A 13240-nucleotide genomic window follows, 5' to 3' on the forward strand; every position below is an offset into this window, starting at 1 on the left:
CTCTCTCGCCTGGTTTTGTTTTTTTTTTTTTTTTACTGCGCTCTGGGGTGTCGCGCGGGCCCCGCGGGGCGCCCGCCCCCCCGCCCCCCCCCCCGCCGACGTAGCGGTCCGGGTGACAAGAAGCCTGGCTTTGTGACAACTACCGTGCTCCGGCTCAGCGGGTGGTCGGGTAGCTGGCGGCCCGTACGCCCGACAGGCCGACTCACTGCCCCGACACTGCGCGGCACCGACCTTGAGCCACGCCACGCACTCGCCTCACATCTCCACAAAGCCCTGACCTGCGGCTACCTGCAACGGTTGCTCGCCCACCTGCCCGAACAGGCCCCGTTCAAAGAGAGGACGAACCTGTGACAACGTTTCGGGCCGTCCTCCAATTCAGGAAGGACGGCCCCGCCGTCATCGGCCAGTGGGAAGACGACAGCACCGCCCGGAAGACCTACCGGCGCTGGATCGGCCTGTACGGCACGAACCCCGCCGCCACCGTCCGGCTCATCGAGGAGATCAACGGCGTCCAGCACCCCCTGCGCACGTGGACCGTCGCGGGTGAATACGTCACCGAGCCCGGCGAACAGGAATCCGGCGGATAGCACCGCCCGAGTCGACCCGGTGCCGCGCCCAGGCCGCCGCCGACCCCGCCTCCGCCGCACCGGTGGCCGGCGGAGGCGGGAGACGCCAGCCGGGGCTTCCCGGCGAGGCGTGCGACCGCGCGGCCAGGATGACGGAGGCCCTGTGCGATGAGTACGGCACCTGTGGCTTTGTTCACGAGTTTCGGTTTCGACAGCAGTTGTTCACTGTCTTGGAAGGCAGCCGGATCGGCCCTGGGGCGATGTTCATGAGAACGGGAGGCACCGGATGGTCCGGCCTTCTTGAGGCCGTGATCCACCCATAGCTCCCGGGTCACGGCCCTTTCGCCAGCCGCTGGACTGTCCGCCAGCGCGGGGCGTCGTCATCAGGGATGTCCGGAGAAGCGAAGTAGAACGGCACACCAAGGTGGCTGGCGAGCGCCCGGCCGGCCTTGGCTGCGGCACCGCCAGGGGGAGCGCTGTCCGGGCGGTGGTAGACGGTCGCCAGGTGGCCCTCCCCGTCTGGGGAGTCCAAAACCGCGACCAGGAGCACGAACCAGTCGTGCACGGTATCGCCGTCCCACAGCGCCTCCACCGCCGCCACACGGCCCGGGAGAGCCGCGGCGCGGGCTGCAAGTGAGGGGAGGTCGAGCGAATCTGGCGGCGTGCGCTGCACTTGGTCACCGAGGGCCTCGTATCGCGCGTGGACCACCCGCTCGGCTTCATGCAGGCCCACCCCCAATGGACGCAGCGCCTCCCACACGGACCTGACCGCCGACAGCCGATGATCGCGCAGCACGTCGGCATCGACCTCTCGGCAGGTCCGTTCCTCCAGATAGGCCCACCAGCCGCTCACTGGGCCACCAGCCGGGATTCCAGGGCGTGCGTCATAGGTCCGAACGTACGTCAGGGCACGGCGCACGACACAGCCGCACCTGGTGGTGCTGTCGAGATCTCGGGTTCTGGCTCACTTTCCGTGGAGGGCTGACTGAGTGTGATGTCAGTGGTGTGTGGTGGGATGGCCGGACTTTGCTGCCGTGACCTGCTGGGAGTCCGCCTTGATGCCCGTGTACTCGTCTCTGACCCACGCCCTGGCTGAGGCCTTGGTCGATGTCCTGTGGTTCATCGAGGGCAGTGAAGACGAGCAGATGGATCCGGACGACGCCGTCAAGGTCCTGGAGGGTGTCGCCTACCTGGTCAGCAAGTTGTCGAGCGACCAGCGGAGCGAATTGATCGACCTGCTCGGGACAATGGCCGAAGCGGAGTCCAACCCTGCGCGGCGTGAGTTCCTGGAAGGGTTCCCGGAGGGCTTCGGGCTCCTTGATGATGTGGTCTGACCTGTGCCTCAGGAGTAGAGCAGGACGCGTTTGCGGAGGAGGGCAAAGCCGGCCCGGCCGAACATCTGGCGTTTGAGCATTTTGATTCGGTTGACGTGGCCTTCGACGACGCCTGAGTTCCAGGGCAGGGTGAGGCCGGCGATAACGGCATCGCGGTCACGGTCGATGCCTGCGGCGAGGGTGTGGAGACCGGGGAGGTCGTCTCGCCGGACGGCATCGAGCCAACTGCGGCAGCCGTTCGCCCTGGCGCTCGGTGAGCATCTGGCCGAAGGAGCGGACGTGGCCGGTAAGGGCGTCCAGCTCAGGGCAGTGGACCAGAACGGCCTTGAGGCGGAGGTGCTCCGTCTCGGTGAGGGTCTCCGGCCTTCGGAGGATCCAACCGGCGACGACGCGGGGTGACGGTGGCCGAGCGGTGACGGGGCCCGGCGAGAGCCGCTTCTCCCGGAAATAGGCGCGAACCCGCTGGTAGCTGCCCTGATAGCCGAGCGGCACGATCTCTTCCCACACCGTCCAGGCGTTCGTGCAGCCTTGGTGGCAGCAAGCCCTCGACCGCGGCGAGCACCGCGGCCACCATGCCGACGACGTCCGGTGCCGACGTCATCTCCGTGAACGCGACGGCGACCGAGTCGCTGTCCGTACGTGAGACCACCTCCACGAACGGACAGTTCGGCGTACCGCACGCGCTCGTGATCATTGCGTGCATTGCCACTGCGGCGATCCTCGCCCCGTCCGGCATGAGCATCCGCGACGTCCTGTTCCTCATCGCCGGCGTCGGCGGCATCAGCGCCGCAGTCGTCGTGACGGTGATGACCGGCGGCCGAGGCGCCAGCGGCCGGATCGGCCGTTTCATGAGCGCCTACTTCACCTCGAAGAACTGAGGTGGCTGCCATGGGACGCCCCGAAAAGCCGGTATACCGTACCGTTCCGGCGCGCGCGAAACTCGCGGACTTCCTGCGCGACCGTAAGACCGCAGTCGGCCTGACCCACCAACAGATATCCGATCTCATGAACGGCTCGCCGTCGAAGGCCACCTTTGAGCGGGCCGCTTCCGGCGCCTCCGTCCCTCTCTGGGACACCGTCGAGACCTTCGTCGAGGTGACCGTCACCAAGGAGGAGGAACTCGCCAGCAGCATCAGCCTCGCTCTGGCCCGCGGCCAGAAGCTGTGGATCCGCGCGCGCCGGGCTACCCGGGCACCGTATTACGTCCACAAGGCGCCCGACCCATCCCTCATCTCCTCCACGGCGGACCTCAGCCGGGCCCTGCGCCACCAGCACGTGTGGGCTGGCTGCCCCACGCCCGGTGAAATGGAGCGGATGTCCGGGCCTGGTGAGCTACCCAGCAGCACCACCCGCCGCATCATCGAGGGCAGCACCCTGCCCGTCGACCCCACGCAGGCTATTGCCTTCCTGAAGGCCTGTTACGTGCTCGCTCCCGTCGACCTCGAACCGTGGCTCGCCGCAACGGTTCGAGTCTTCGAGAAGAAGTACCCGGGCAGGTGGACCAGCGTCCACTCAAAGCTCCTCGAGGAGATCCAAGCCGCCAGCGACGAACAGGGTTCCCCGCCCCTGCTTCGAGCCGCTTAATTCCGGTGCCGGCTCTCTGGCTGCTCTTGCCCACGCCGCATCATCATGCTGCCCCGGCCGTACCTTGCGGCTGGCTTCCAAGGTAGGAGTGCAGGGCTGTAGGGGCCGAGACGCCGGACGGCGGGCACGGGATCCGGCTGCTGTCAGGCCAGGAGTTCGTCCTCCCCGAGATCGACGGCCGCCGCTGTTGACGCTCCGAGATTGATCATGGTTTGTGGACTGGCGCGGAGAGGCTGGCCCGTCACCCTGCCGACTCGGCTGCGGCACCCGGGCCTGCTCCCAGCGGCCGGCGCCTGACGTACATCCCCGTACCGCCCACAACTCCCGCCGCGGCCCCGTCCCCGACTGGCCGCTCGGCAGGCAGAAGACGTTCGCCGGGAGCAGCATCCGGCAGAGCAGGGGCAGGCAGGGGTCCAGAGCCCAACGGGCGGCGCACAGTCACCCGGAGATCATCTCCCGCCCGATCCGGGTGTGGGTTCGCAGACGGCGCACGCTGTGGCCCACCCCTGCTGGACAAAGATCGCGGCCTCGCTGCCGCTGGCCCGGGTGAGGCGCCCTTGGGCGGCCCGGCAGTCGGTGCTGTGCAGGACCAGGGCGTGCTGATCCGGGGTGTCCTGGGGGAGGGCCTGGAGTACCCACTCCGGACGGCCACCAGCCCGGTCGGTGGGGACCTGGTCGTAGTCCTCGCCGTCGACGGGGCGGACGGCCGCGGCGGGTACGTCGATCGAGACCTCGTACACCCACTGCCCATCGGCGTCCCGTCGACGCGCATGGAGGCGCCCTGCGACGGCACGGCCCCCGGGGAGGGTGACAGTCACGCGCGGGGCCTGGCTGTTCGCTCACATGTTCGATAGTAGTCGGCCCGAGGAGGGGTGGGCCGTCTGGACCGCCCCGGGCGCCGCCCGAGGCAGCGGCTTGCAAGATCATTGTGTGGAGTTTCCGGTCAAAGTGGCGCTGGCCCAGGCGGTTCCGACCCTGCCTGATGGGCCGGGCTGGTGGTACGAGCCCAAATTCGACGGTCACCGGACCGTGCTGCACCGTACCGACGACACCGTGATCCTGTACGCCCGGTCGGGACGGGTCGTCACGCAGCACTGGATGGACCTGGCCGTCGCCGCCATGGCCCTGAGGCCGGGCACGGTCCTGGACGGTGAGGCGGTGATCTGGCGGGACGACCGGCTCGACTTCGCCGCGGCGCAGTCACGGGCCGCGTCATCGGTCACCCGGGCACGCGCCCTTGCCGCCCGACACCCTGCCTCGTACGCCTGCTGGGACGTCCTGCAACACCCTGACCCGGCGATCGGGGACTGCCGGAGCCGCCCGTACACGGCCCGCCGCGCCTACCTGCTGGAGCTACTGGCTGACGTCGGGCCGCCGATCCAAGCTGTGCCCGCGACCGAGGACCGGGAGGTGGCAACCATCTGGTACGAGACCCTCCGGGCGCAGGGGATCGAGGGGATCGTCGCGAAGCGGGGCGACGCCAGCTATCCGGCGGGGCGCCGCGGATGGGTGAAGGTACGCCACGCGGACACCGTGGACGCACTGGTGGTCGGGTTCACGGGGCCGCGGCGCAGACCGCACCATCTGGTCCTGGCGGTCGGCGACGAGGGCGGACCCGCCCGCGTGTCGGCGAGGCTGAACCCGGTCCTTGCTGTGCGGATCGGTGAGGCGCTGGGCGGTGCGGTGGCGGTAGGGGAGCGGCAGGCCGGGGGCGAGCCGTACACGCGGGTGGAGACGGATCTGGTGGTGGAGGTGCTGGCCGGGTCCGGCCGGCACGGGCCCCTCACCGTGACCCGGATGCGATGAGTTATGGCACGTTGCAGGATCGTCACGCGCGGTCATCCCTTGCGCGCCCGGACCAGACATGCGACCCAAACCGGCTGGCGTACTGGCTTTGTTCACAAGTTTCGACAGCAGTTGTTCGGTACTTCGGGAGGCACCCCGCCAGCGTCGTGTTCGATGTTCACGAGAAGGGGCAGCACCGAGCCTTGGGCCGGCGATCGGCCTTCGGCCTGTGACCGGGCGGCGCGTACGGGAGGTCAGCTACAGCACTTGCAGCCCAGGGCGCATCCGCACGCATCCGCTGCGGCATCGGCGGACGGCGCCACTGTGGCAGTGGGTGCGCAGCAACCCTTGCCCTGCCACGCGCCGCGGCCTTCCTTGACCGCGATGGCGGCGATGACCAGGGCGGCGATCGGGTCGGCCCAGGACCAGCCGAGGGTGGCGTTGAGGACCAGGCCGACAAAGGAGCACGGCGGACAGATAGGTACACAGCAGCGTCTGCTTGGAGTCGGCGACCGCAGAGGCGGAGCCGAGTTCGCGGCCGGCGTGGCGCTGGGCGGCGGACAGGAACGGCATGATCGCCAGCGACAGGGCTGCGATGACGATGCCGGGAATGGACCGGTCGGCCTCGCCGGTGCCGATGAGGGCGCGGATCGCATCGAAGGTGACGTACGCGGCGAGCGCGAAGAACGAGACCGCGATGATCCGCAGGGTGCGGTGCTCGCGGGCCTCACGTACGGCGTGGTCACGGGCGGAGAACTGCCAGGCGACCGCGGCGGCGGAGGAGACCTCGATGACCGAGTCGAGGCCGAAACCGATCAGGGCGGTGGAGTAGGCGAGGGTTGCCGGCAGTGAGCGCGACGATCGCCTCGATGACGTTGTAGGTGATGGTCGCGGCGACCAGCAGCCGTATTCGGCGGGTCAGAACTTCGCGGCGGGCCGGACTCGGCCCGAGGGATATCGCGGTCATCAGCAGCACCCCTTGTCGTCGGCGTCAACGCACGTGCGGTCGGTGGCGACGGCCACCACGGCATTGCGCAGGTCGTCCAGCGCGTGGCCGAGGCGGGGATCGGCCAGTTCGTAGCGAGTGCGGCGGCCGTCGGGGACGGTGACGACCAGGCCGCAGTCGCGCAGGCACGCCAGGTGGTTGGACAGCCGGGTGCGCGAAATCCCCAGTACGTCGGCGAGGTCGGAAGGGTAGGCCGGGGCCTCGCGCAACGCGAGCAGCAGCCGGCAGCGGATCGGGTCGGCCAGCGCCCGCCCGAAGCGGGTCAGGGCGTCCAGGTCGGTGGCGAGGGTCAGCATGGACAAGACGATACACAGATGCTTGAATCCAGGAAATCCTGAACTGTCGGAGGTTGTCGTGCGCCGCCCCTCTCCCATGCCGCCCGCCCTGCTGAAGGCGTTTACCGCCGAGATGACCGCGGCCCGCACTCCGGGACCGGCGGTGCAACGGTGGCGGGCAGCCGAGCGGGCCCACATCCTGTCCCAGCCCTGGCCCTGGCCTCACACCCGAACCCACACGGTGATGCTCCGCCTCGCCCTCCGCGACCGCTACGTACACGAGATCATCGGCCAGCTGGTGCGCCTAGCCGTCGCCGCTCCAGGTTCGGCGGCCAGGAAGTATCCGGACGGCAACACCGGCTGCACCCGGGCCGGACTCACCACCCCGATGCCTATCCCGAACGACCTCGCTGCTCTGCTCCGCGGGGGCGGCGTCGCTCTGCGGCCGTAGGCACCGTTTGGCCCTCGCCTGCTGGGGCCATATCCTTCCCGCTGCCCCTGGTCCTGACCGCCATCGGCCTGCTCATCCTCGTCGAAAGCGGCGCCTTCGGCCTGTGACCCTCGGAGGCACATCACCGGACCAGTTCGAATTCCTAACGACGCTGGGGCGCCTCCCAGATCGGTGAACAAGTGCTGTCCCTTCTCGTGACCAGAGCCATACAGACGATCATCGACAGGAGTATCCCCGTGGGCATCATCGGCGACAGCCTGAACAGGGCAGCCGCAGCGACGTTCACCCGCCCTATCCCCGCCTCGGCCGGCGCCCAGGTCCGGTTCCTGGTGAAGCACGAGAAGGGCTCCACGCGCGTGGTGGCACAGCGTCTGGGGGTTTCCCAGCGCACCGTGGAGCGCTACCTCACCGGCCAGATCAAGAAGCCCCGCCCCGATCTCGCCGACCGCCTCATGACCGAGGTGCGCAGGGACTGGCAGCCGATGGTGCGCAAACGCGCCCGGAAGCAGGCGGCGACCGCGACCGGCATCACGGTCGAGACGCGGGCCCGTTTCGGGTTCACCGCAGCCCCCGGAACGACGGACGACGGACGCATCCGGCTGATTACCCAGCACCTTCCGCCCGTTTATGCCGACCGTCTTTTCACCGCACAGGAGGCCGGTGCCGGTGAACAGGAATTGCAGAACGTCGTTGCCGAGGGATTGCAGGAGGTGTATTTCAAGGACGGCGGCCGACGCGCGAACGACCTGCTCGTGGAATTCACCGATATCGATTATCTCGACACCGACTATGCCTGACCTGGAGCACCGGCTACCGCCGCTGCATCCCGTTCTGCGACAATCGACGCCGCGGCCTCGCCGCCACGACACCCACCCGGGAGCCGACCGTGCCTGAAGACCCCATCGCCCACAGCGAACTGTCCGCGCTCACCCGCCGCTACGAAGAGACGGCGCAAAAGACCGACCGCGAGTTCGGCATCGTCAAGAGCGACCTGACCGCGCTCCGCCTTCAGGTCGGCAACCTTGACCAGAAGGTCGACGGCCTGGGCGAGCGCCTCGAGGGCCTGGAGCGGAAGATCGACGGCTTCCTGACCGAGCAGCGCAGCGTGAACACGACCCTGGTCGAGCTGCTGTCCGCTCTCGTCGGCAAGGACACCACGCCCGACTGACATAACCGCATCTGCATGGGGAGGGCCGCTACGAGCACATAGCGGCCCTCCCTTTATGTCCGCTCCGCAGGTGGTCGTTCGGGTCTGTGGGCCGGCGGTGTTCTGTCCGGCATCCTCGCGCGCGGCCTGTGGGCGTTGTGTCCGGTGCGGCGCTTTGACGCAACGGGCTTCTCGCCCGGGGTCACCGGGTTCCTCATCAGCGTCGCGATCCGGTGAATCCCCCGGGGAACGTGTGCCCGCGTGCGCGGGTAGGGCCCGGCGATAGCGCGTCTGGCTTCGCCGCCGCGCAGGGGCGCCGGCGATCAGGAGTCGCCGTCGCCGATGTGGTCGAAGCCTTGCAGCAGGGGCGTGATCTCCGCCATACAGCCGGGCTGCGCAAAGCGCCTGACCGACCCCTTGTCGGCGCGGGCCGCCGGTGTGTTTTCCCTGGGTACGGGGACGGCCCGGCTGATCAGGCCGGGCGCACCCGGTCTGACGGGGGCCGGCGGCGGGGTGCATCGGGGAGGCGGTCGGTTTCTGAGTAGATAGTGCATATTAGAGGGATGCACTTTAGGCGGCATTTTGTCTGTGTTCGGCAGTCTTGGTACTCGCGTCATGCGCTGATGGCGATTCCTCTTGTGCTGATCGTGGCGATCACCCTGGCGGACATACGCACCCCGCAGACCATCCATCTCGGTCCACTGCTCGTTGTGGCTCCCGCTATCACCACCTCGTTCGCCGGCTACCGGCTGACCGCACTGGTCGGGGCGCTGGCCGTGGGAGCCCAGGCCCTCATCGCCACGGTCCAGACCGGCTTCGACGAGAACCACGTCGCGCAGCTCATCGGACTCGCGTTCCTGTCGGTCTTCGCCGTGTTCGTCTGCTTCCTGCGCGACCGGCGCAGGGAGGAGCTGGCCCAGGTGCGGTCGGTCGCCGAGGCTGCGCAGCGGGCCCTGCTGCGCCCCCTTCCCGATCGGCTGGGTGCCTTGCACATCGCGTCCTCGTACCTGGCTGCTGCCAAGGAGGCCCGGATCGGCGGTGACCTGTACGCGGCGGCCCGCATCGGCAGCCGTACGCGTCTGATCATCGGCGATGTCCGGGGGAAGGGGCTGGCCGCGGTCGGGGAGGCGGCCACGCTGCTGGGAGCGTTCCGCGAGGCCGCCCATCAGTACGCCACGCTTCCCGCCCTGGCCGGGGCGCTGGACCGCAGCGTCTGCCGCTATCTCACCGAGTTCCCCGAGCGTGACGAGGAGGCCAAGGAGCACTTCATCACCGCACTCCTGCTGGAGATCCCCGACAGCAGCCCCGTGATACGCATGATCAACTGTGGGCACCCGCCGCCCCTGCTGATCAGGTCCGGCCGCACGACACACCTGATGAGCCCCGACCCGGCGCCCCCACTGGGCATGTGGGAACTGGGGTCCGACGGCCACGGCACGCATACATCCTCGTTCCGGCCGGGTGACACCCTCCTCCTCTACACCGACGGCGTCGTGGAGGCCCGCGACAGCAGCCACACCTTCTACCCGCTGGAACAACGGGTCACCCTCTGGACCAGGAACAGCCCCAGGGCACTGGTCCAGCGCATCGAGCAGGACCTGTGCGCCCACACCGACGGAGCGCTCGCCGACGATGCCGCCCTCCTCGCTATCCAGCGCACACCCCCGCCGCACACCGGGCTCCACCTCAGCGACCTGGTCCACGCCGAACGCGTTTAAGGGTGAACCCGGGAAGAGCCCGGGCAGGTCGACGGCCCAGGGCGTGTTTTGCAAGTCCTGCCCCGCGACGCTTGGCACGTGTGAGAGCGGTGCTCACAAGCCTGGCTCCCTCGCCCCGCAGCCCTCACCGCCGCGCCCTCCACTGCGCTGGCGCCGACCGCGGCCGGGGTGGACCAGCGCGCGGCCGGGCCACGCGGACCAGAAGCGGTCCGGGGGGTACGTGGCGGCCGGCTTCCAGTTCGTACGGTTCTGCTTCGATCGACGACTTCGGCAGCGCCTGCGCCTTGGCCAGGTCGTCGTCGGAGGCGTCGTTGACGTACAGCTCCGCGGCGGTCTCCGGCAGCTTCTCCGCGAACGCGGCGGCTTCCTCGACCTTCTGGTGGAAGGTCATGACGTTGTGCGCGGCGGCGTGCTCCAGTATCAGTCGCCTACGCTCTCCGGTGAGTTGGCAGATCCCGCGATGCGCGGCAGTCGCGCCTGGAAAGCCGCCCCGCCGCCTGGTGCGTCGGTGACCGTGAGGGTGCCTCCGTGGCGGTGTACGACATCGCGGGCGATGGCCAGGCCTAGGCCCGCGCCGCCGTCGTCGCGACTGCGGGCGTCGTCGAGGCGTACGAAGCGTTCGAAGACGCGCTCGCGCTCGGACGCTGGGATGCCAGGCCCGTCATCGGACACGGTGAGGAGGACCTCTCCGTCGTCCGTGCGCAGGTCGACCGTGATAGAGGAGGCCGCGTGGCGCTGGGTGTTGTCGAGCAGGTTGCTCAACACGCGGGCCAGCTGGGTGCGGCTGCCGTGGACTTCGAGTGCCGTGTCGGTGTTGTGCACCGTGGGGGTGATGCGGTCCGTGGCGGGCCGTTGGCTGAGTTCCTCCCTGGCCAGGGCGGCCAAGTCGACGCGCGCACCGGTTGGGCGCACGCCCGCGTCGAGGCGTGCCAGCAGGAGCAGGTCGGTGGCCAGGTGCTGGAGGCGGATCACGTCGTGGAGCAGCTCGTCGGTGTCGAGGAGTTCGGAGTGGGCTGTGGCGACTTCGAGCTGGGTGCGCAGGCTGGCGATGGGGCTGCGTAGTTCGTGGGAGGCGTCGGCGACGAACCGGAGCTGCCGCTGGGCGGACTGCTCCAGAGCGGTCAGGGTTTCGTTGGTGGTGGCGGCGAGCCGGGCGATCTCATCGTGCGAGTCGGGCTCGGGTACGCGGCGGGACAGGTCGCCGCTGGCAGTGATCTCGGCCATCTTGGCACGGATGCCCTCCACCGGGCGCAGGGCGCGGTGGGTGACGAGCCACGCGACGCCCGCGACCACGATCAGCATGAACGGCAGGCCGAGGAGCAGGGCACGGGTGACCTGGTCGACGGTGGCCTGTTCGTCCTCGAGTGACGTGCCGGCGTAGACGGTATAGGTGCGGCCGTCGAAGGTCGTGCCGTGGACGGCGGCGAAGTGGTAGTCGCGCCTCTCGCTGCCCAGCGCCACGGTGACGGTCTTGTGTTCGACGTGCGTGCCGACCTCGCCGCGGGGCGGGCCGCGGTGGTCATCCTTTTTGTCGCTGTCGTGGGAGGCGTCGCGCGCGGGCTTTTCGGCGTGGGCATGGTCGTAGTCGGCGACGGGGCCGCGGCCGCGCAGCTCGTCGCTGGCGGCCAGGACCTTGCCCGTCGAGTCGACGACCTGGACGAGCCTGTCCTCGTCATCGGGCAGGTCGAGTCGGCTGAAGTTGCCGTTCAGGGTCGCCTGGGCGCCCGCCGTGGTACGGGCCCTGACCTCCGACTGGAGCGCGGCGTGGTCCACGAGGCTCCCGCGCAGCACATGAAGCAGCCCCAGACCGGCGGCGAGCAGGGCAAGGGCCACGACCACGGTCGCGCCGAGCGCGGCACGGGCGCGCACGGAGGCGAGCGGCTTACGCATCGGTGCCACCGTCGGCTTCCAGGCGATAGCCCCTCCCACGCAGGGTCGTGATGGACCGTCGCCCGAAGGGGGCGTCGATCTTGCGGCGCAGGGCGCTGATGTAAACCTCGACGATGTTGGGGTCGCCCTCGTAGGCGAAGTCCCACACCTCGGCGAGGATGTCGGATTTGGACATGACCTGGCCCGCGCGCACGGCGAGCTGCTGAAGGACGGCGAACTCCTTCGCCGTCAGCGTGATCTCCTTTCCGGCCCGGTGTGCGCGCTGGGCGTCCGGGTCGACGGTCAGGTCGCCGATCCGCAGCACCGGGGCGCCGGCGCGGGTGCGGCGGCGCAGCAGGGCGCGGATGCGGGCGACCAGGACGAGGTAGGAGAACGGTTTGGTGAGGTAGTCGTCCGCGCCGGTGTCCAGGCCCTCGGCCTCGTCGTACTCGCCGTCCTTCGCAGTCAGCATCAGGATCGGGGTGTCGTGACCGGCCTCGCGCAGGGCACCGCAGAGCCGGTAGCCGTTCATGCCGGGCAGCATGATGTCCAGCATGATCAGGTCGTAGTCGTCCTCGGTCGCCTTGTGTAGGCCCGTGATGCCGTCGTGGGCGAGGTCGACGACGAAGCCCTCGGCGGTCAGCCCGCGGACGAGGGCCGCTGCGAGGCGTTTCTCGTCCTCCACGATCAGCAAGCGCATGCCTCAAAGGGTCTCAGACCAATCTGAAGCGATCTTCAGGATTCTTCAGCCTCGCTTCAGGGTCGCCTGTGCAGGGTGGTTTCCGTCAGTTCGACAGCATCGGCATCCAGGCCATCCGCTGAGTTGGCCGGGATCGAGGAAGGACACACCACCATGAAGACGTCTCTTAAGCGGACGCTGACCGGCCGCCGCCGCACCGTGGCGGCCGTGGTCGCGGCAACCGTCGTCCTCGGCGGCGCGGGCGCGACCACCGCCATGGCGTTCGCTGACGACCACAACCACGACGCGGTCACGGCCCGAGTAGCCGGCGCCAAGCAGGACGACAGCGCTCTCGCGAAGAGCACCGGGGTCGACCTGAAGCAGGCCGTCGACGCGGCCCTGAAGTCCGTCCAGGGCACGGTCACCTCGGTCGACCTGGACAAGGAGCAGGGCAAGGCTGCCTGGGAGGTCGAGATCGTCGACGCTAACGGTGCCGAGCACGAAGTCACCGTCGACGCGCAGACCGGCAAGGTCACCGTCGCCCAGGCCCACAAGGACGACGAGGGCGACGACACCAAGCGCGGCAAGAGTGACGACGGCTCCGAGGAGGCGGCCCTCGCCAAGGCTGCCAAGACGGACGTGAAGGCGGCCGCCGACGCGGCCCTGAAGTCCGTCCAGGGCACGGCCACCTCGGCCGAGCTGGGCAACGACGACGGCAAGGCGACGGTCTGGGAGGTCGAGATCGTCGACGCTAACGGTGCCGAGCACGAAGTCACCGTCGACGCGCAGACCGGCAAGGTCACAGCGACCAAGGCCGACGAGGACC

16 protein-coding genes and 2 pseudogenes are annotated in these 13240 nt (G+C 69.2%); 10 read left to right on the plus strand and 8 right to left on the minus strand.

The window, feature by feature from the left end; all coding sequences use genetic code 11:
- The first annotated feature begins 347 nt into the window (after positions 1-347).
- Positions 348-587, plus strand: coding sequence for a hypothetical protein (locus ACNPQM_RS37510; RefSeq protein ID WP_418087458.1), 240 nt, complete (start codon positions 348-350; stop codon positions 585-587).
- A gap of 310 nt (positions 588-897) precedes the next feature.
- On the opposite strand, the gene ACNPQM_RS37515 is transcribed toward ACNPQM_RS37510, so the two are convergent.
- Positions 898-1419 (minus strand): hypothetical protein, encoded by a 522-nt coding sequence (locus ACNPQM_RS37515; RefSeq protein ID WP_418087459.1) that lies wholly within the window; start codon positions 1417-1419, stop codon positions 898-900.
- A 205-nt stretch (positions 1420-1624) separates the two neighbouring features.
- Here ACNPQM_RS37515 and ACNPQM_RS37520 point away from each other — a divergent pair, with 205 nt between their 5' ends.
- Complete coding sequence (locus ACNPQM_RS37520) at positions 1625-1900, plus strand: hypothetical protein (protein ID WP_418087460.1); 276 nt, start codon at positions 1625-1627, stop codon at positions 1898-1900.
- Between the two features lie 156 nt (positions 1901-2056).
- On the opposite strand, the gene ACNPQM_RS37525 is transcribed toward ACNPQM_RS37520, so the two are convergent.
- On the minus strand, positions 2057-2407 hold the full coding sequence (locus ACNPQM_RS37525) for a hypothetical protein (RefSeq protein WP_418087483.1): 351 nt from the start codon (positions 2405-2407) through the stop codon (positions 2057-2059).
- A 65-nt stretch (positions 2408-2472) separates the two neighbouring features.
- Here ACNPQM_RS37525 and ACNPQM_RS37530 point away from each other — a divergent pair, with 65 nt between their 5' ends.
- Together ACNPQM_RS37530 and ACNPQM_RS37535 are read left to right on the plus strand one after the other, a co-directional pair.
- Positions 2473-2778 carry a hypothetical protein gene (locus tag ACNPQM_RS37530; RefSeq protein WP_418087484.1) on the plus strand — a complete coding sequence of 102 codons (306 nt, stop codon included), beginning with the start codon at positions 2473-2475 and terminating at the stop codon, positions 2776-2778.
- A gap of 10 nt (positions 2779-2788) precedes the next feature.
- A complete protein-coding gene (locus ACNPQM_RS37535) occupies positions 2789-3484 on the plus strand; it encodes a hypothetical protein (RefSeq protein WP_418087461.1) in 696 nt (231 codons plus the stop codon).
- A gap of 449 nt (positions 3485-3933) precedes the next feature.
- On the opposite strand, the gene ACNPQM_RS37540 is transcribed toward ACNPQM_RS37535, so the two are convergent.
- The gene (locus ACNPQM_RS37540) at positions 3934-4302 is read right to left on the minus strand and encodes a DUF6233 domain-containing protein (protein WP_418087462.1); all 369 of its coding nucleotides are present in this window, start codon (positions 4300-4302) and stop codon (positions 3934-3936) included.
- A 112-nt stretch (positions 4303-4414) separates the two neighbouring features.
- On the opposite strand from ACNPQM_RS37540, the gene ACNPQM_RS37545 reads away from it, so the two are divergent.
- Positions 4415-5290, plus strand: coding sequence for an ATP-dependent DNA ligase (locus ACNPQM_RS37545; RefSeq protein ID WP_418087463.1), 876 nt, complete (start codon positions 4415-4417; stop codon positions 5288-5290).
- Positions 5291-5523: 233 nt separating this feature from the next.
- Here ACNPQM_RS37545 and ACNPQM_RS37550 read toward each other — a convergent pair.
- A pseudogene (locus tag ACNPQM_RS37550) lies at positions 5524-6236 on the minus strand (cation transporter).
- On the minus strand, positions 6236-6571 hold the full coding sequence (locus ACNPQM_RS37555; protein WP_418087464.1) for an ArsR/SmtB family transcription factor: 336 nt from the start codon (positions 6569-6571) through the stop codon (positions 6236-6238). The pseudogene ACNPQM_RS37550 and the gene ACNPQM_RS37555 overlap by 1 nt, the downstream one beginning before the upstream one ends.
- Before the next feature lie 58 nt (positions 6572-6629).
- On the opposite strand from ACNPQM_RS37555, the gene ACNPQM_RS37560 reads away from it, so the two are divergent.
- The 4 genes from ACNPQM_RS37560 (at position 6630) to ACNPQM_RS37575 (ending at position 9866) form a co-directional block, all read left to right on the plus strand.
- Positions 6630-7001 carry a DUF3703 domain-containing protein gene (locus ACNPQM_RS37560; protein ID WP_418087465.1) on the plus strand — a complete coding sequence of 124 codons (372 nt, stop codon included), beginning with the start codon at positions 6630-6632 and terminating at the stop codon, positions 6999-7001.
- 236 nt (positions 7002-7237) lie between these two features.
- A complete protein-coding gene (gene tpg / locus ACNPQM_RS37565) occupies positions 7238-7798 on the plus strand; it encodes a telomere-protecting terminal protein Tpg (protein ID WP_418087466.1) in 561 nt (186 codons plus the stop codon).
- A gap of 89 nt (positions 7799-7887) precedes the next feature.
- A complete protein-coding gene (locus ACNPQM_RS37570) occupies positions 7888-8169 on the plus strand; it encodes a hypothetical protein (RefSeq protein ID WP_418087467.1) in 282 nt (93 codons plus the stop codon).
- 602 nt (positions 8170-8771) lie between these two features.
- Entirely contained in the window at positions 8772-9866 is a 1095-nt protein-coding gene (locus tag ACNPQM_RS37575) for a PP2C family protein-serine/threonine phosphatase (protein WP_418087468.1), read from the plus strand.
- 189 nt (positions 9867-10055) lie between these two features.
- Here ACNPQM_RS37575 and ACNPQM_RS37580 read toward each other — a convergent pair.
- The 3 genes and pseudogenes from ACNPQM_RS37580 to ACNPQM_RS37590 form a co-directional block, all read right to left on the minus strand.
- Positions 10056-10287: pseudogene (locus ACNPQM_RS37580) on the minus strand (hypothetical protein); the annotation flags it as partial.
- Positions 10287-11756 carry a sensor histidine kinase gene (locus tag ACNPQM_RS37585; RefSeq protein WP_418087469.1) on the minus strand — a complete coding sequence of 490 codons (1470 nt, stop codon included), beginning with the start codon at positions 11754-11756 and terminating at the stop codon, positions 10287-10289. The gene ACNPQM_RS37585 and the pseudogene ACNPQM_RS37580, both read right to left, overlap by 1 nt.
- Positions 11749-12435, minus strand: a complete 687-nt coding sequence (locus ACNPQM_RS37590) for a response regulator (RefSeq protein WP_418087470.1) — start codon at positions 12433-12435, stop codon at positions 11749-11751. The genes ACNPQM_RS37585 and ACNPQM_RS37590 overlap by 8 nt, the downstream gene beginning before the upstream one ends.
- Positions 12436-12588: 153 nt before the next feature.
- Here ACNPQM_RS37590 and ACNPQM_RS37595 point away from each other — a divergent pair.
- Positions 12589-13240 (plus strand): PepSY domain-containing protein (locus ACNPQM_RS37595; RefSeq protein ID WP_418087471.1); only part of this gene is annotated, 652 nt, incomplete at its 3' end.

This window comes from Streptomyces sp. NPDC056231, assembly GCF_048270745.1.
Lineage (GTDB): Bacteria > Actinomycetota > Actinomycetes > Streptomycetales > Streptomycetaceae > Streptomyces.